General features: G+C 38.8%; 21 protein-coding genes and 1 other annotated feature. Of the genes, 5 read left to right on the top strand and 16 right to left on the bottom strand.

Translation table 11 applies throughout. The features are described 5' to 3' along the window. The first annotated feature begins 280 nt into the window (after positions 1-280). From GS400_RS01370 to GS400_RS01360, 3 genes are all read left to right on the top strand, one after another. Complete coding sequence (locus tag GS400_RS01370; protein ID WP_160098424.1) at positions 281-718, top strand: OsmC family protein; 438 nt, start codon at positions 281-283, stop codon at positions 716-718. A gap of 163 nt (positions 719-881) precedes the next feature. Then, positions 882-986, top strand: a complete 105-nt coding sequence (locus GS400_RS01365) for a YjcZ family sporulation protein (RefSeq protein WP_160098422.1) — start codon at positions 882-884, stop codon at positions 984-986. Positions 987-1065: 79 nt separating this feature from the next. Further along, complete coding sequence (locus GS400_RS01360; protein ID WP_160098420.1) at positions 1066-1200, top strand: YjcZ family sporulation protein; 135 nt, start codon at positions 1066-1068, stop codon at positions 1198-1200. A gap of 42 nt (positions 1201-1242) precedes the next feature. Here GS400_RS01360 and GS400_RS01355 read toward each other — a convergent pair whose 3' ends face one another. The 9 genes from GS400_RS01355 to GS400_RS01315 all read right to left on the bottom strand — a co-directional run bounded on the left by GS400_RS01355 (position 1243) and on the right by GS400_RS01315 (position 10402). After that, positions 1243-2049 carry a DUF368 domain-containing protein gene (locus GS400_RS01355; protein WP_160098418.1) on the bottom strand — a complete coding sequence of 269 codons (807 nt, stop codon included), beginning with the start codon at positions 2047-2049 and terminating at the stop codon, positions 1243-1245. Position 2050: 1 nt separating this feature from the next. Further along, complete coding sequence (locus tag GS400_RS01350) at positions 2051-3424, bottom strand: DUF2254 domain-containing protein (protein WP_160098416.1); 1374 nt, start codon at positions 3422-3424, stop codon at positions 2051-2053. Between the two features lie 188 nt (positions 3425-3612). Beyond that, positions 3613-4422 (bottom strand): ZIP family metal transporter, encoded by an 810-nt coding sequence (locus GS400_RS01345; RefSeq protein WP_160098414.1) that lies wholly within the window; start codon positions 4420-4422, stop codon positions 3613-3615. Positions 4423-4649: 227 nt separating this feature from the next. Further along, entirely contained in the window at positions 4650-6812 is a 2163-nt protein-coding gene (locus GS400_RS01340; protein WP_160098412.1) for a TolB-like translocation protein, read from the bottom strand. Then, on the bottom strand, positions 6805-7308 hold the full coding sequence (locus GS400_RS01335) for an RNA polymerase sigma factor (protein ID WP_160098410.1): 504 nt from the start codon (positions 7306-7308) through the stop codon (positions 6805-6807). The genes GS400_RS01340 and GS400_RS01335 overlap by 8 nt, the downstream gene beginning before the upstream one ends. 782 nt (positions 7309-8090) lie before the next feature. After that, complete coding sequence (locus tag GS400_RS01330) at positions 8091-8219, bottom strand: HAD family hydrolase (RefSeq protein WP_160098408.1); 129 nt, start codon at positions 8217-8219, stop codon at positions 8091-8093. A 4-nt stretch (positions 8220-8223) separates the two neighbouring features. Continuing rightward, entirely contained in the window at positions 8224-8484 is a 261-nt protein-coding gene (locus GS400_RS01325; RefSeq protein WP_160098406.1) for an HAD hydrolase-like protein, read from the bottom strand. Next, positions 8481-9470, bottom strand: a complete 990-nt coding sequence (locus GS400_RS01320) for an NAD-dependent epimerase/dehydratase family protein (protein ID WP_160098404.1) — start codon at positions 9468-9470, stop codon at positions 8481-8483. Before GS400_RS01320 ends, GS400_RS01325 begins: the two co-directional genes overlap by 4 nt. Before the next feature lie 11 nt (positions 9471-9481). Then, a complete protein-coding gene (locus GS400_RS01315; RefSeq protein WP_236561221.1) occupies positions 9482-10402 on the bottom strand; it encodes an aminoglycoside phosphotransferase family protein in 921 nt (306 codons plus the stop codon). 147 nt (positions 10403-10549) lie between these two features. Here GS400_RS01315 and GS400_RS01310 point away from each other — a divergent pair, with 147 nt between their 5' ends. Then, positions 10550-10975 (top strand): hypothetical protein, encoded by a 426-nt coding sequence (locus tag GS400_RS01310; RefSeq protein WP_160098400.1) that lies wholly within the window; start codon positions 10550-10552, stop codon positions 10973-10975. A 95-nt stretch (positions 10976-11070) separates the two neighbouring features. On the opposite strand, the gene GS400_RS01305 is transcribed toward GS400_RS01310, so the two are convergent. Next, the gene (locus GS400_RS01305) at positions 11071-11367 is read right to left on the bottom strand and encodes a YkvA family protein (protein ID WP_160098398.1); all 297 of its coding nucleotides are present in this window, start codon (positions 11365-11367) and stop codon (positions 11071-11073) included. Positions 11368-11817: 450 nt separating this feature from the next. Between GS400_RS01305 and GS400_RS01300 the strand changes: the two genes are divergently transcribed. Next, positions 11818-13554: a S8 family serine peptidase gene (locus tag GS400_RS01300; RefSeq protein ID WP_160098396.1), complete on the top strand. Its 1737-nt coding sequence runs from the start codon at positions 11818-11820 to the stop codon at positions 13552-13554. A 118-nt stretch (positions 13555-13672) separates the two neighbouring features. Here the strand turns inward: GS400_RS01300 and GS400_RS01295 are convergent, their stop codons facing one another. The 6 genes from GS400_RS01295 to GS400_RS01270 all read right to left on the bottom strand — a co-directional run bounded on the left by GS400_RS01295 (position 13673) and on the right by GS400_RS01270 (position 17420). Beyond that, positions 13673-13861, bottom strand: coding sequence for a hypothetical protein (locus tag GS400_RS01295; protein ID WP_160098394.1), 189 nt, complete (start codon positions 13859-13861; stop codon positions 13673-13675). 68 nt (positions 13862-13929) lie between these two features. Further along, complete coding sequence (locus GS400_RS01290; protein ID WP_160098392.1) at positions 13930-14376, bottom strand: GNAT family N-acetyltransferase; 447 nt, start codon at positions 14374-14376, stop codon at positions 13930-13932. A 23-nt stretch (positions 14377-14399) separates the two neighbouring features. Then, positions 14400-14717, bottom strand: coding sequence for a DUF4359 domain-containing protein (locus GS400_RS01285; RefSeq protein WP_160098390.1), 318 nt, complete (start codon positions 14715-14717; stop codon positions 14400-14402). Positions 14718-14997: 280 nt separating this feature from the next. Continuing rightward, positions 14998-16026 carry a cation diffusion facilitator family transporter gene (locus GS400_RS01280; protein WP_160098388.1) on the bottom strand — a complete coding sequence of 343 codons (1029 nt, stop codon included), beginning with the start codon at positions 16024-16026 and terminating at the stop codon, positions 14998-15000. Between the two features lie 98 nt (positions 16027-16124). Next, positions 16125-16889, bottom strand: a complete 765-nt coding sequence (locus tag GS400_RS01275; protein ID WP_160098386.1) for an alpha/beta fold hydrolase — start codon at positions 16887-16889, stop codon at positions 16125-16127. A gap of 66 nt (positions 16890-16955) precedes the next feature. Then, the gene (locus GS400_RS01270) at positions 16956-17420 is read right to left on the bottom strand and encodes a VOC family protein (protein WP_160098384.1); all 465 of its coding nucleotides are present in this window, start codon (positions 17418-17420) and stop codon (positions 16956-16958) included. A gap of 160 nt (positions 17421-17580) precedes the next feature. Continuing rightward, positions 17581-17837: a binding site (T-box leader), on the top strand. Positions 17838-18003: the final 166 nt, after the last annotated feature.

Below are 18003 nucleotides of genomic sequence, written 5' to 3'. Positions count from 1 at the left end.
ACTTACAACAAATCTCTGCCCAACCGCATTAACTTGCTTTAAAACGCTAAATCCTCTTCCCTTTTCTTCCATATAAAACAATCAATAAACAAAAATAACCAAAAACAATCAAGATTATCATCCTAATGTATGTAATGTGCTTTTTCATGTTATTAATTCTATATAAAAAGGAATTATAGTGATGTAAGGAAGATTACGCTAATATGTAATATAAATTACATCATTTAATAAGTATCCTTACTAAAATATAATTGAAATCAATTAAAGGAGGCATTTCATTATGGCTGAAGAAACATTTCAAATCACTTCTAAATCAGAAGGTATGAAATCAAACATTGAAGCAGGTAAGCACTCAATCACTGTAGACGAGCCGGCATCAATGGGAGGTACTGATCAAGGCGCGGATCCATTATCAACTCTGTTAGGATCATTAGCTGGTTGTGAAACCGTTATTGCAAATATGGTTGCAAAAGAAATAGATTTTGACTTACAAGATATTTCATTCGATATCAAAGGTTCTCTTGACCCACGTGGTCTTATGGGAACAGAAGGTGTTCGTCCTTACTTTCAAACCGTTGAAATACACGCAAAAGTAAACACAAGTGAATCTCAAGAACGTGTTCAAGAACTTCAACGCATCACCGATGAACGCTGCCCTGTTTACACGACACTTGCTGCAGCAGATGTTAAATTAACAGCGAACTGGGAAAAAGCATAGTTATTCATTTAAAAGCTGTCTCTTAAAAAAGAGACAGCTTTTTTTTTGTTTTCTTACTTATCAAGATACCCCGCCCATTTTTGATATATATGCTGAATCGCCCAACCATAACAAGGACATCTACATACATTATAAGTGAAGTCAAAGAAAAGGAGGGGTTTAGATGAGTCAAGGTTACGGTGGCGGATTCGCCCTAATTGTTGTGTTGTTCATTTTGCTAATTATCGTAGGAGCATCTATGTTCGGTGGAGGATACGGAGGATACTAAGTCACCCCACTCACTTATCGATCGGTTTCATGTAGCAAGAGCTACCCTGATATAAAAGATTTCTTTTGAAAGGGGGGAAATGAGTATGTACGGATATGGTGGATACGGATGCTGCTATGGCGGAGGCTATGGTGGCGGTTATGGAAGCTTTGTGCTAATCGTTGTACTCTTCATCTTGCTAATCATCGTTGGCGCAACAGCTTTCCGTTTCTAATTTAATCTTAATAAAAACCAGTACTCAAATGAGTACTGGTTTTTATGTGTGTTCAACTTGTCCTAATAAATAGGCTGCAAATAATCCGCCTACAAAAGCTATAAAACTAAGAAGCATCAATGATGGTATCCCTGGATAGAGTACAATTATAGAGCCAAATACAAGTCCAATAATAATCGCATACGTGTGTGATGGGTACTTATTAAACACCCATTGAATGGCCTTACTCGTAATCATTAATCCAACTAAGACACCTAATCCAAAAACAAAAACACGACCAATTTGTAGTTCCTTTACGGCTTGAATAACCGTTGGATACACACCAACAAGCAATAGGAGTAAAGAACCACTAATACCCGGAAGGATCATGGCCATACTTGCTAGCCATCCTGATAAGAATAGCAACACCATTTGTAAGGTAGAAAGGGATGAGCCCCAAGCTTCTGGATCCCCTTGATTGAACACAGCCAATGAAGCTACTAAAGCACCGCTCACCACCATATATCCATAATGATGACCTTTAAAGTTCTCTTTATAGCCTGCTTGCTTAAACAGAAATGGAATGACTCCAATAATTAATCCAAGAAAGAAAAATAATGTAGGCGTTTTATAATGGTTAAGTAGCCAATGAATCCCTTGACTTAACAGCAGAATAGCTGCTCCTATCCCTATAATTAAGGGGATGAAAAAACCAATGTGTTTTTTCCACTCTCGACTAAAAACCCCATTTACTGCTTCAATTAGTCGATCATAAATACCTAAAATAACCGCGATTGTTCCCCCGCTTACACCAGGAACCAAGTCACTTGTTCCCATCAGCATACCACGGTATATATTTTTCCACTCCATTTTATAAGCTCTCCTTATTCACTCGGCCTCTCTCCGTATGATTCGTAAGAGGAATTTGGTCTGGATCCTTGCCGCAAACCTCAGCAATCTGATCTGCCATACGTTTGATTAATTCATAATCATAGGAATAATACCGTTCATCTTCAATGGCCTTAATCATATATATAGTAAAATCCCAAATGACTTCTCGCACTTTCTCATCATTAACTTTAGCAATTTTATAAAGGGCCTCTAAGACACCATTCATTACGGAAACATCATTTTTTCCGTATAGTCGAATTTGGTAAAAGCTTTTATAAAGATATTCAAAATATTGTTTCGGTTCTAAAATAACACGAAGCTCATCCTCTTGGTCTGAATAATAGCGATAGGCTTTATATTCTCGTCCTAACTCAGCAAGTAATGAACCAATACGGTTAATACAATTAATCGCAGTGTGAGGATCATTAATCCCTGGTGAAATCGCTCTTAATGCTATTTCAACTAACTTTTGAATAGCAAATTCAATATCCTGAAGGTTCGTTCGTTCTTTACCAACCATAATATAATTCAGACATGTGCTTTCATTAATCTCATCTCTATCCTCATCTATATAGTATGAGAATAGAGGTGTACCAGCTTCTACGTAGTCCCCAACCTGAAAGTGAATATCAATAACCACGTCTTTGTCCATCGCCCATTGGATCAATGGCTTAAATTGAACATGTTGAATATAACCGGATTGTTGAACTTTAACAATTTGACGTTCTTTGTTCTTAATCCTATCTACCTCGTTTTCATCCCACTGTTCATAAACACCATAAGATTTCTCAGAGAATTTCTTCCCTATAACTCTGTAGGTTTCATCTTGTATTTTTCCTATTAAGTTATTCACTTGTACCCAACGAGATGAGTGATGAATAAATACAACGAAAAAACCGAGCGTTATGATGGCCACGATCACTGTGAAAAAAGGGCTTACTAGAACTTTTGTCTTGCTTTCTGTTAATAGAATAAGATTAAGTAGTGCAAAAATAAACCCAAACACATACACACCCAAGACATTTTGAGTCACTTGGTCTGTCATGAAATCTTGTAGTGTTCTTGGTGAAAATTGCTGTGAATAGGTTGTTAACACAACCATAATAGATGAAAAACTAATCGTTGTCATCGTTAAAATGGATGTGATCAATGCAGAATAAAGTGACGTAGCTGTACTTCGAGTTGATAAAAACAAATCGGGTATGTAACGTGACACGTGCTGAATATAATATACGTCAATCATCGTCGAAATTGCGACGGCTATTATGGAAAATATACTATAAATACTTGGCATAAACCAATAGCTATCTCTTATTCGTATCCACAATAAAGAATCTTTCCAAGAAAATTTCATCGGGCTTTCCCCTTTTTTTATAGGCTCCTTCTCAGTTTCCCCCTTCATTTCACTCCTAAACGAGACATAGGTACAATAATTTTTGTAATATTAACCAAAGGAGAAAAGCGCAAGCGCCCGTTTAGCAAAGAATGGACTACTGCTTTACCAATAAAAAGATGCCTGCTTCCGCAGACATCTTTACTAAATTATCCTAATGCTACATCTAATGTCATCATAACAGCAAAACCGATCATCAAGCTGATAGAAGCTAGTTCGGCATTCCCTTTCTCTTGTGAACCAGGAATGATCTCTTTGGCTACTACAAAAATCATAGCGCCTGCAGCAAATGCAAGTGCATAAGGCAGAATTGGTTTAATCAAAATAACAGCTAATGCACCTATCACTGCTGATATTGGTTCAACCATTCCGGAGAATTGACCGAAGAAAAAGCTCTTCCCTTTTGACATTCCGTCACGGTGTAACGGCATTGAAACAGCCATTCCTTCAGGGAAGTTTTGGATACCAATACCCAGAGCTAAGGCAACTGCACTAGCTAATGCCGCTTCAGTAGCTCCTGATGCTAGTGCACCAAATGCAACACCAATTGCAAGACCTTCCGGGATATTGTGTAACGTTATAGAAAAGATAAGCAGCGTTGTTCTGCGCTTTGCCTTGTTATCTTTAATATCATTCATATACTGGCTATTATTTAATAAAGGCGCAAGACGGTCAACAAGCATCAAGAATGCGCCACCTAGTAAAAAACCTACAGTAGCAGGAAGCCAAGAAGGTCCTGAGCGTTCTCCAGCCATTTCAATTGCTGGTGCAAGCAGAGACCAATAGCTGGCAGCTATCATAACACCACCGGCAAAAGCGAGCGTGCTATCCATAAATTTTTGATTCGTTCCTTTAGTTATAAAAACAAGCGCAGCCCCAAGTGCTGTCATCCCCCATGTAAACAGGGTCCCAATCAGAGCTTGCATAACTGGATCTAATGATGTAAACATATCATACATGTTGCTCACCTCAATTTATTTAAAGTATTTATTATATTTTTGCGTGTGTGCAATTTTTCTTGCTTAAGGCATTTTATATGTATATAGCCAAGTTCGTCAAACGATGGAATTAAGTTCATCGTCTCCTTGATTTCAAGAAATATGTATAGAGGTTATCATTCCAACAAAAGGGTAAATCCTATAGAAATAAGCTCAGATGTACAGCTCTGAGCTTATCGTGTTAAAAGTTATCCTTCTAATTCTGTTTTATATAATTCAAAATCAGCAAATTTATAATGATCTACCTCTCCAGTCTTCTCCGATCGTATTTCAAATATATATTGATCATCCACCTTCTTAAGCTCTATCGTTTGATGACTCTTAGCACCTACCGCTTTTAGCACGTTTATTTTTCCCATCTGATTATTGTCTGTTACGTAAATGAAAACCTGTGATTCATGAATAGACACCATTTCTGAATTAGAATCGCCGTCTAAGTCTACTTCTTGATAATAAGGTATTGCGGCTATGTGTTCAAAGTTGTTTGCATTTTGGTCATCAGGCTTAAATCTGATAATATGCTTAATCGGTATTTCTTCCCCTTCTTGGACCTCTGTACCCAGAATCACAATTTCGTTGTTCTCATTACCCGTAATTGGTTCTGTTGATATGTTAGCATTTTTAAATTTCGTTTCTTGAAGAGAGAACCACCGATCTCTATACCTTAAAAAAACGTGTTCTACGCCATTAGCGTTATAAAGAGAAACTATTATCTTTTTATCATTTCCTAAGACAACCTCTTTTGATGTTTCTTCATCCCACAAGGAATAAGGCTCTTCTTTTACTAAATGCCTCCCAAAATAAATCGGGGTACTAAAAGCCATTAAATTGATTGGAATGTTTCGATCTCTTTTCCACTCTCCATTGACTTCATTAAAAAGCATTGTACTTTTTCCATTAGCCATGTAAGAACGATAAGTCGCTTCTATTGAAGAACGATCTCTCCAAGATTTCACTTCAATGTACTGAGCAAACTCTTCTGATTCAAATAATGTTTGAATACGGAATTTTTGGTTTCCTGATGAATCAAACATTCTATCAGGAGACAATCCATAGACTTTAAGTGCATTGTAGCTAATCGTACCTGATTCCTTCTCCTCTCGTATCCCTTCAACATAAGCAATACGGTTACCACCTGGTGACCATTTTGGCTCGTGGGTAGCAGGGAATTGTTTCGTTCGAATTTCTTCTTCTGCATCGACTACAGTCCATAAAAACTTGTTATCTCCACCGTAACTGTATAACTCTATAAAGTGGGTACTATCTTCATTCCATTTAAACCCTTTTAACGTATGGACATTCTCCTCAAAGTCATTTTTAATAGCCTGTGGATCGGTTTTGCCCACTTCCCAAATGAAGGTCCTTTGATCAGGTGCATTAAATGTGCTTTCTGTGTACACAACATAGGACTCATCAGGAGACCAAGTAATGTTTTCAATTTGGACCTGTTGCTGAGTCCTAAGCTTTTGGTTAATATGCGCTTTGGTTCCTGGCTCAGCATCTTCCTCTGTCATCTCCTCCAAAGAGGTCCACTGATTGTTCTCTTTGGAGAGTAAAATCGGTCTTGAACGTTCCTCTTCTAACAAATCTTCCATCACTTTGATTTTATTCGTTTCCCATTTCTCAACGTAATATCTCACTAACTCTTTCCTTGCTGTATATAACGTTTCAGCTTCCATCTTTTCAAAATCATACATCACTATCCTTGAGAGTTCACGATCTGGGTGGTCCTCTCCAAATACAACCCGATTTCCATACTCTCCCCATAATGGGCTTCCTGTCCTATAAAAAGGGCTCATGCTTTGGACTTTCGCTTTTTCTAAGTTAATCATCCAGGACTTTTTTGGACTTATACCGCTAGAAGCATACATAGCATACCTTCCGTTTGGTGACCATGAGTATTCATGGTATATGCTTGGGGCTTGAAAAAGAGATTTCGTAGTATTGCTTTCCAAGTCACGAAACTTTACCATTAAAATTTCATTTTCTACTTCAACAAACAATACCTCCTTTTCATCCGGTGAAAAAGAATAGTCGGTAATATCTTCATTTTCTTCAACTTCTTTTATAAATGCTGCACGAAGACTTTGATCACCATTTTCACCAGTAAAATTCGCCTGACCCAAAGGCTGTCCTCCTGTAATGGCGAGTACAGAAAAAATCATAATCATTAGGGCTGCCACCCCAACTATCCCGGCAATCCAAGGCTTCCTTTTTCGTTTTTGAAAAGGCATCGCCTCTTTTCCGACTTCTTTTCGTAAGGTATGCTTCATTTCCTCTTTCTTATCTTCATCCAGCCTTTGATGTTGAGGAAATTCCTTCAGTTGCTTTCTAAGTTCATCTTCATGCATGCTTATTCAGCTCCTTTTGCAAGGCTTTGAGCGCTCGGTGATACGTCACGCGCACCTGGTTCTGAGTCCATTCCAAAATCTGAGCTGTCTCATCTATTGAAAAATCATTCATACATCTCAAAAGCAAAACATCCCGATAACTATCTTTAAGACGATTGATGGAGTGATAGATTGTACGTTTAGTCTCTTGAAGCTGATAAACTTCTTCGGGACGCTCACCGGAATCTATTTTATCCTCCATAATAGGCACCTCCTCTTCCCATTGGGTGCGTTTTTTCTTACGTGCTTCATCAATGGCTACATTTCTAGCAATGTGATAGAGCCAGGTTTTCGGTTTAGCTTTCTTTTCATAGGAATGAAAGTTACGAATTGCTCGGATGAACGTTTCTTGAACAATACCTTCTACTTCCGAGGAACGTGTGTAATATATAAGAAAGTTATATAGGCCATCACTGTATTTTTCGAACCATTCTTCGACTACGACGGTAGAATCCATCCCTAAATCCCCTTCTTCCTGTTTCTCTCCTTAATTAGACGAACTTTCTAGCTTCATATTACAGTAGATTTCAATTTTTTGAAAAAATAGTTAGTTTTTCTTTTTGAATTTTGTTTATCTTAGAAATTTAGTTATTCAGTTATATGGCAGTTATCTTGAATAAGCTGGTGCGGGTTGGTTCCGTTACGTTTTTGCAGTGCGGCAGGCTGTGGAACGGGTTGCTTTCCCCGGAAGACCGATCGAGCTTCCTCGTCACTTCACTCCTGCGGGATCTCGCTCGCCCTTTCTACCGGAGGAGTCAACCCGTTCCACAGCCCACCTTAGCCATAATGGTGACTAACGGAACCGCAGATATCGTAAGGTTTTCTAGTTTAGAATATGTGGTTACATCATATATGCTTCAAAGTGATCTAAAGCTCTATATAAAGGGTTTTAGTATCTGAGATCGCATTTTCCTTATGTAAGAGATTAAAAGATATCAGCCATGGGTCCGTTATCCTCCATAATTGCAAGGGGTGAAGGAAACGGCGAACTCCAGTGGTAGAAAGGGCGGCCGAGACCCCGCAGAGAACGGAGTGAACGAGGAGGCTCGGACGGTCTTCCACAGGAGTATCGCCGTTTCAATGAACCCCTTACTCTTTTTCCAGCAACGGACTCCTCTCACTTTATCTCAATTCCAAGTCTTCCAGATAAGGGGGCTTTAACGGAACTATATAACTCCCCTGAACATAATAAAAGGCCGAGCACAGCTCGACCTTCCTCAATCTTACTTGATCACCAGTTCACATTACATCAAAGTACTTTAATATCCCAAATTGATTTAAATAACTCTCTACCCAATCAATCTCTGAGCTCGATGCTAGCCCAATTCGAATTCCTAAACTTTTTGCTTCTTTCAAGTAATCTAACACACCATTACGAAAAAACTAGATCCTCTACAAAATCTCGGTATCGATTTTCCGCTTTTCTATCAATCTCCAACCGATCAAACGGTTTCGTTGCATGAATCTCCATATGATCGAATAATGCATCATCAGTCGAGCCTACACATTTTGAAAAAGTCTCTAATGATAGGTCGACTCCATATTCTTGTGAAATCTCTTGAAATACATCAAACCAGACTGACTCCGTAGCAACTATGAGACCATCAAAATCAAAAATAACTGCTCTTATCATGTTGAAGTACATTCTTCCAAAACACGAGCTTCTTTCTCAGCATCTAAACCATTTTTCAACTCGGGATCTAGGCGTGATTGATACCAAGCTAGTGTATCTTTAATAGTCTCTGAAATCGGGCGGAAGCTTAGACCTTTATCAAGTGCTTTCTGGTTACTTGCTAAAATAAATCCGTGAGGGTGTTTGTCGGTTACAGGAATCCACATGGGTAACTCCGTGAAAGGACTAATTTCATGCTTTAGAAGGCAGGCATCATCAACCCACACTGGATTCGCATCCTCATGATGATGATCTAAAACATTCACAAACTCCCCCATCGTCAGTTCTTTATCATAACCGGTAGCGTTATAAACCCCCGTCTCTTTTTGTTCAGCCATTTGAATGATCCACCGTGAGAGATCACGCACATCAATCCACTGGACAGGTCGATTTTTTTCACCTGGAACAAGGACATCGCCCCCACGTGCAAACCTCTCAACCCAATATGTAAAACGATCACTAGGGTCATGAGGACCAACAATCAAACCTGGTCGAATAGACAATGTCCGACCTGGCATTATATCCTCGACTGTCTTTTCACATAGTGCTTTTAAAGGACCGTACGTTTCTCCATTAATTTCTTTTACTGATTCATCTTCTAATTCACCTACAGGATATCCTTCATCAATATACTGCTCTTGAAAATCACGATATACAGAAATGGAAGAAATGAAAATGTAGCGCTCCACCGCATCCTTTAATAATGAGGCTGTTTCTGCAACCACTCCAGGAAGGTATCCTGATGGATCAATAACTACATCCCACTCCCGGCCCTTCAGACTTTCAAGATTACTCGCCCGATCTCCAGTCAATTTCTCAACATCTGAAAATAGATCTTGATTCGTTTTTCCTCTATTAAAAAGTGTTACCTCATGTCCCTTCTCTAACGCTGCTTCAACTATATTACGCCCGAGAAACACAGTCCCTCCTAAAATTAAAATACGCATAATATCGCCTCCTAAAATGAATTGTCATACCATGTTGGAATGTAACGTGTAAAACCTTCATGGTCCTTTAACATTTGAGTTAATCTCTTATGCGATTGCTCAGGTTGTTTTCCCCCAATGCGTATTGACCACACAATATCTGAATGAAAAATCATTGCAACATAGAGAGCATAGTGTTGCCAGAATTTCATTGGTGGTTCTCCATCAAAGTAGCCGTGGAGTTGGCCAATGGCAAATGGAATACTCACGTTCCTCGTAAAGAGTGCCATTTTGTAAAAATCATGATAAGGATCTCCCCACTCAAAACGATCAAAATCAATAACAGCATTAAACTGACCGTCTCCTACCATCATATTCCCAGGGTGATAATCATCATGCATAAAAACGACCGGTCGATTTTTTAACAAATGTTTATGTTCTTGTACGAATGAGATTACAGGGTCCATGCTGAACGTATGTGGAATATCATCTTTCATTTCTTCTAAAGCGTTATTATACCTTTGATATTTCGCCCAACGGTACTCTTCCCATGTTTCGCTAGGTTTTTCTTTATGTAATTTATGAATATCTCTCAACACTTCCCCTGCTTGAACACCCACTTCGTATTGGGTGGCTTCAGGTAACAGCGGAAGAGCAACTTCAGCATCTTGACCTGATACATAACCAAAGACCTGCACACATTTATTGTGATGGGATAACCTCTCAAACTGCTTCGGCTCAGGCAAGGGTATGCCTTTATCATAAAAATGACGCATATAACGAAACTCTTCCTCTTTGTGATCTGCTACTTTTTCATCACAAACTTTAATAAACAATCGGGGGCCTTCATCCGTTTCAAGCACCCATTTATCATCTTGGGAAAAACCTTTTTCAACGTACAATGCTTCCTTGATATTTTGAAGCGATGGTATCTCCTCTAAAATCGAGCGCACACCTTGCAAGGCAGATCCCTCCTAATGCTTTATATCCATACTAATTCTAAAAAAATAGATGAATTCCTTCTTATTAAATAGTCTTGAATAAAATACGCCACTAGAGGAAAAAGTAAGCAACGATAATAGCGAAAGGAGATGCAGAGTATGAAACCGATCTATTTAATCATTCCTTTATTTGTAGTAGGAGTTGGTTTATTTACTGCACAAGCAGCTCAGGTTAACGAAGGGAATGGAAATGTAGAAACACAAGAAAACAACGAGGAAGTCACGATTACAGAAGGTGTCGATATCGTTGTAGCAACGATTGAAGAAATGAAAGGTGCCATCAAATTAGACCCTAAAAATACGGAAAAACTAAATCAACTTGGTAATAAGCTAGATGAAAAGTGGGATCTAATTGAAGAAAGAGTTGAAGAAACGTATCCGAAAGATTATAAAAACATTGAAGACAGCCTTTATCCTTTGATTGCAGAATCTAAAAAGAAATCTCCTAATATAAAAACTTTAAATAAGCTAATTCCAGAAACGACTGATAAGCTGATTCAATTTAATGAAAAAATCACACAGTAAAACAGCCTCTCGCTCCATTCTTATGTTATCAAAAATGGAGCGAGATTCTTTTTTTCAACTTTACTCCCTTTATGGTAAGAAAAAAAGCCGGGAGATTAACGACTCCAAGCTTTTTCATCTAATAATCCATATTTTTGTTTTAAAGAATCAGGTGCCATTTTCACAATTCGCTCTAGTACAAAAGCAAGTACAGCTGCATCATCCACAAATCCTAAGAAAAGAAGTGGATCAGGGATGATATCAATCGGGAGCAAGAAATAGCCTACAAACAGTAATACTGAAAGAATCTTTTTTGAGTTTTCCACTTCATGGGAGCGAAAGAAATCAAGTAAAAATGGACCGGATTTTTTTAACTGCAACAGGAACTTTAATCTTCGTTTGAGTTTTAACATATACTCGGCTCCTTTCAGTAAGCCTTCACTATTCTATTCCCACTACTCACCTTCATTATAACATGTCCATTATTTTAAATAAGCATTAAAAGAGGGGGAGTCATTTTAACGATTAAATAGATTTTCTCAAATGGTCTTTGATTTCACCCTTAAATCCATTGAATTTTAGTTTCCTTTTCCTCCCTAAATCTTTTCATATTCCTTTTTAATTACACTTAACCCCCTACATAACAAGGTCTATAAATAACAAAAGTTATGATTCGTTAATATTAACCTACATACACTTTCACCATTCTTTTCTCCCCCTTTTCGCAAATAACCTCTTAAACCACTTATTGGCAACCTTTTCATAAGATACTTTTCTCAAAGCGAACCATGCATATTCCCTGATATAGTGAATTTAAGAACATTCAAACAATTGAAGTGTTCAAACAGGGAGGGAGAAATATTATGAACAAGAACAAATGGTTGTCGGCTTTTCTAGTTACATCACTAGCGTTAACACCAACACTAGCGAGTGCAGATTCGGTTGGACAACACGACGCCAACAAGAATGATCCTAAGCAGGCTAAAGAGACTCCTGCAGCAATGGTGGATAAAGACCAAAACAAGCTGCATGATAACCTTGAACAAAAGCTGAAGGAGATGCAACAAAACGAAAAGCTCCCAGTTATGATTCAGTTTGACACATCCAACATGCCAGGGAAATCTTCAGAAGCACTAGACAAGAAGTTGAAGAAGCAGGTTGGTAATTATTCAACAAAGCATACTTATAGTGTTGTAAACGGAGTTGCTGCAACATTAAATAAAAAGCAAATCGAGAAAATGAAACATATCTCTTTTGTTAAACAGGTCGAACTAGACGTTGAAGTTCAAATGCGCAATGGTACTGCCAATGAGTGGTTTGGAACTGAAAAAGCTCGAGGTGACTTCGGATTATCTGGAGATGGTGATGGAAATCCTGATTCCTACTCTAAAGATGATTACGTTGTAGCGGTTATCGATACAGGTATCGATGCATCACATACTGATTTAGATGAAGGTAAAGTACTTGGATGGAAAGACTATGTAAATGGACAAGCGAATCCTTATGACGACCAAGGTCACGGTACACACGTTGCAGGTATTGCAGCTGGTGAAGGTGAAGCGAATGCGACCTATAAAGGTGTTGCACCTGAAGCTGGCCTTGTGGGAATCAAAGTTCTAGACAGTCAAGGTAGCGGTAGCATGAGCGATATCGCTGCAGGAGTTGATTGGGCTGTCCAAAATAAAGATAAATATGGAATTGAAGTATTAAACTTGAGCCTAGGTTCAAGCGCTAGTTCTGATGGAACTGACATCACATCTGAAGCTGTAAATAACGCTGTTGATGCAGGTTTAGTCGTTATGGTTGCTGCAGGAAACTCTGGACCAGAAACTTACACAGTTGGTTCTCCAGGTGCAGCTGAAAAAGCCATTACTGTAGGTGCAGCTGCTGATCCAGGTGAAGGTGGTTATTTCCTAGCTGATTTCTCCAGCCGTGGTTATACTGCTGATGAGCGCATTAAGCCAGACATTGTAGCTCCTGGGTATAACATCACTGCTCCTGAAGCAAACACTGGGAATGGTTACATTGCGCATAGTGGTACAAGTATGGCTACACCATTTACAGCTGGTACTGCTCTGTTATTATTAGATGCTAATCCATCTCTAACACCAGCTCAGTTAGAGAGTCACTTAACAGGTACTTCTGAAGACTGGGGTCCTGCAGGGAAAGATATTGATTATGGACATGGTCTATTAGATGGTTATGCAGCTATTGAATCAGCAGGTGGCTTAAGTGGAACAAACATTGCTAAACCTGACCACTTCTATGCTGATGGTAACCTATCTGGAACTGGTGCTTCTGACGTTTACGAACTAGAAGTAACAAATACCGATTACCCAGTAGCCCTTACTACTATCATGCCAGATTGGTCTTCTTCTTGGTTCTATGGTTCTTCTCCAGACTTTGATGTTTACGTTTACGACGGATCTGGTAATGTTGTTGCAAAGTCTGAAGGAACCAAACGTCAAGAAACGGTTTCCTTCCAACCTGCAAGTACGGGAACTTACACAGTTGAAGTGTACTCCTATTCTGATGCAGGAGACTACTTCTTCGATACAAGTGCTGGAGCAAACAGCCTAACACAAACATCTGACCAATAAGTCTTACAGGTGTTAAACCTGTACATGTGTATGGATTTCATGAATGAACTCCCCTTACTCATTCATAAAATAAATGTGCCCGCTACCTGAATTCAGGTAGCGGGTTTTTTTATGATAATTATATGGTTAGCACATTGGAAAAGTATTCTAATGTGCAAGTTGTATCTGTTAACATAGGAGCCTCTAATGTTTGTTTATCTTCGTATGCACCGTAGGCAATGAACAAAGCTATGCCAGTTAAAATAATAAGGAAAAAGACAAGAAATACAACTCGCATAAACACTTTTCTACCTGTAGGTTCCCCCATTCGACCACTCCTTCTCTTTTTGCTTAGGTTGCACGGTTGAAAAGGAATTTAGTCAAATTGGTTAGTATTTAATAATGCAAAACCATGTCTACATGAGGTATGCCATCTTCTAAATAGATTTCAGTAACCCCTTCAAATCCAAATGATCCATAGAAATCAAGCAAGTATTCTTGAGCTTGAATCTTAACAGCTTGTTCACCATATTGGTCTTTGATCACACTAAGAGCCCTAGTCATAAGTTTTTTTGCATACCCTTTTCCACGCATCTCTTTCAGGACAAGGATACGCCCAATAGAAGCTTCACTGTATTTTACTCCAGACAAAAATAAGCGACAATAAGCTATTATTTTTCCATGCTGATCCTCCAACCATAAATGATTAGCCTCAGGATCATACCCATCCACTTCCGGATACGGACAATTTTGCTCTACTACAAAAACATCAATACGCGCTTTAATCATATCGTGTAATTCTTGCTTCGTTAGTTCTTCATAGCTTTTATACATCCACTTCATACTCATTCATATCCTTTTATATATCATTTGAGATTTATTGCTTTAGATTCTTGCTCTTGTTGGGACTTGGAAACAAAAAAGAAGTTATTAAAGATTCCAACCGTTGTCACTTCTGTTGGCCCTGGAAGTTGTGTTTTGTAAACAGAGAAAAGAATATAATTCGTGTAGCTAGTTTCCTTTTCAACATAACTAGGTCCCAATAAATCAATGCCATAATCCAATAAATCAGAATCACTTCTATCTTTCATTTGGTTCGTAAACCAATCATTATATTCCGTTTCAGATGGGTTTGTTACACCCAAAATAAGTGCAATGATGCCTATTACAAATAAAGCCCTCATAGAACTGCCTCCTTATCTGATTAAGAGTATATCGAAGTTTCACTCTCCTTTAAATTAAAAGGCACCAACAAAGCATGGACTTAATAAGCTTTCCGAAATTGCGATCAAAGCTGTCGGGAATAATGATCCAAAGAAGCAAATTTTAAATCGCAAAAATTAAATATTCCCCCGAAATTTGTCGAAAGAAAAGAAGCGTGTATTCACAATGTTTCACGTGAATCACGCTTGATAAAAGCGGCAAATATCGGGGGTTTTCGACGAATTCTTTACATTTTCCCTCCTACTTTTCCTCTTCATTTTCCTTTGGGTTATTCCACTCTTTAACTTCTTTTTGCTCTTGTTGATCTGGGTCCCAATCTTTCTTCTCATTGGATTCAATAATACCAAGCGTTACATCTGATATTTCCGGACTATTCAAGAGTTTATCCCACACTTTGAACTTTATATCATCCGCTTCAGCTAGAGAGAGACCAGGTGTTAATTCCAGCATCGCCTCTACATGATACGCTCGTCCTTCTTTTACTACACGTAACTTTCGGATATCCTCAACTTTGTCATGTTCCAAAATCATGTACCCTACCTCTTCTTCGACATCCTTTGGTGCTGAAACTCCAATTAACCCAAGTGTGTTTTCATAACCAATTCGAAGCGCTACAGCAAGCATCAGCACTCCAATTAATAATGTAGAAATTCCATCTAATATCGCAATGTTCGTAAAGGTCGTTACAATAACAGCAATGATAGCTAGAAAAGCCCCTGTAACAGCTACTACATCTTCAAAGAAAACAAGACGGGTCGGGGGAGTAGCATCTGAAAGGTTGCGTATTGCGCCAGGTATGATTTGAAAGCCAGACACACTCTCATCACGTGCTTCTTTATTAATCTCTTTCATCACCTTGATCAATATCCCACCATCAATGACTACATTTAAAATGAGGATCGAAATATTTAGCCAAAATGCACCACTTTCTTTAGGATGTTGAATAAGATGCCAGCCTTCTTTAAGGGATTCATATCCAAGTACGGTAACGATAAGAACAGCTACCATTACAAATAAATTAATCACGCGCCCAAACCCCGTAGGGAAACGAGGAGTAGGATCTTTTTGAGCTAACACACTTCCGAAATACACAAACCCTTGGTTAATCGTATCAGCATAGGAGTGAAGTGCTGTAGCAAGCATTGCGCCACTTCCACTAACAGCAGCACCAACAGTTTTAGCAATAGCTATAATTAAATTCCCCCCTGCAGCAGTAGCAGAAGATTTATTCCCTTTTTTTAATAACTCTTTCCAAGATTGTGACCCCACAAAGAAACCTCCCGTTCACGATTCTAACCTTTAGTATGGTGAAAAAAGAGAGGATCAATGCATGAAATGGAATAGAAAAAAGCCTGCCCTTGGTGTTTTCACCAAGTAGCAGGCACAACTCGATCTTGTATAAAGTTATGGATATTCGCATTAAAAACGTCAAAATGCTTAGTAGGTAATTGGTGAAATGCACCCTTCACATATAAACATTCACAGTTCGAGAGGTTTTGATAAAACTTTTTATGAGCATTTATCCAGAATGCCCGATTACCGTACATCAATAAAGTCGGACACTTAATCTGTTGCAACCTCTCTGAACAATCAAATTGCAGGGATTCATTATAAAACTTGTACCACACTTCTGTATCATTTTTCTCCATCTCTGATATTAACAATTCTTTGAATTCCTTAATACTCGTGTGTCCTTTTGCAAGAACATTCATTAATCGACGAGGGGACTTCAATAGTAACTTCATACCAAGGGTGTACTCAATCTTTAACCCCTTAGTATTAACTTTTGGAAAGCCTCCCGATAAAATCAATCCTTGTGTTCGATTCGGATATGTTAAGACAAACTGCTGCGCCACCATACTACCAGCAGAATAACCACATATTACTGCCTTCTCGATATCTTTGGAATCTAATAGCTCTCTAAGTTCCTCAACATATGTATCGATTGTGACATCCTTTGTTTGTGTTTGAGAGTCTCCGTGTCCACTCAAATCTGGTAAGATAATTCGATACATCGCAGACAGTTGTCGCTGATATGAAAATACTGTCCGCCCCATCCCAGGTGGGTGAATAAATATAATTGGAATACCATCCCCATAATCATCTGCGTTAATCACCTGTTGTTGTCTCATACGTACTCCTTTGCATACCCTTTTCCTATTAACATATCACGTTTCTAGGAACGTATGCATCGAACTCTATACAAATCCGATTTCTTCTTCCCATTGCTGTAGAGACATCATGTTTCTTTTTTCATTCATTTCAAAATCTATTGGCGTCATCAATTCAATCGAGTTTCCATCTGGATCATTAAAGTAAATAGCCGCATGAGCATTTGGGGCGTTCATTAAGACAAGTGGCTGATGATCTTTTGAAAAACCAAAAGCTTCACGCACCTCAATCCCCTTTGCCTCTAACCATGATTTAGCCTTTTTTATATCCGCCAGTTCCACATGAAAAGCAAGATGACGAATGGAGGGGTGGTATGGGATTTCTACTGACTCACCTTCCCATAGCCCAAGCCAACTCTTCCCCTTATCGATCCATAAAAAAGTTACGCGTTCCCCCTCAAACGCTAGCTGTAACCCTAGTTTTTCATAAAATTCAATGGATTGCTTTATATCACTCACTGGTAAATGGGTTTCATATAAACCTTTAATCATATGAACAACCTCCTTACCTCTATCTTAGTGGTGTATGTTATTCATGTACTCGGAACAAGGGGGGAAAACGTTTACGACTTTAGACGGAGGCTGAACATCCGCTCATGCCTATTGACACGGTAAAAGGCTTGCTATATGCTTAGACGTAACAAATATCGTTAGAAATTCGTAGACGAGAACGAGTAAACGTGAGTCCTGTTCCCCAGAGAGTTGGTGAATCGCTGTGAGCCAATGTTCAGATCCCGTTGAAAATCCTCTCCGAGAAGGAAAGCTGAAGCTAGATTTAGGTTTTCCCGGAATTCCACCGTTAAACGGAACGCGTATGATGGTACGTCGTATGAGTGCCAGAATAATGCTCTATCTAAATGAGCGCATTCTGGAATCAGGGTGGTAACACGGGTAGAACTCGTCCCTATTTTAGGGGGCGAGTTTTTTGTATTTTACGGTTATTTGGTGAAGAGATATTTATTTAGAGCTAAATTGAGTGGCCTAGCTTTGGGTAGAAGCTTCATGATTCCGAAAAGAGTCGCTCTAGTTCTGGATAGAGGCTTCATAATTCCGGATAGAGTCGCTCTAATTCTGG

This window comes from Pontibacillus sp. HMF3514, assembly GCF_009858175.1.
GTDB lineage: Bacteria > Bacillota > Bacilli > Bacillales > BH030062 > Pontibacillus.
The sequence above is the reverse complement of the archived record's forward strand: the minus strand, read 5'-3'. Positions and strand labels throughout refer to the sequence as shown.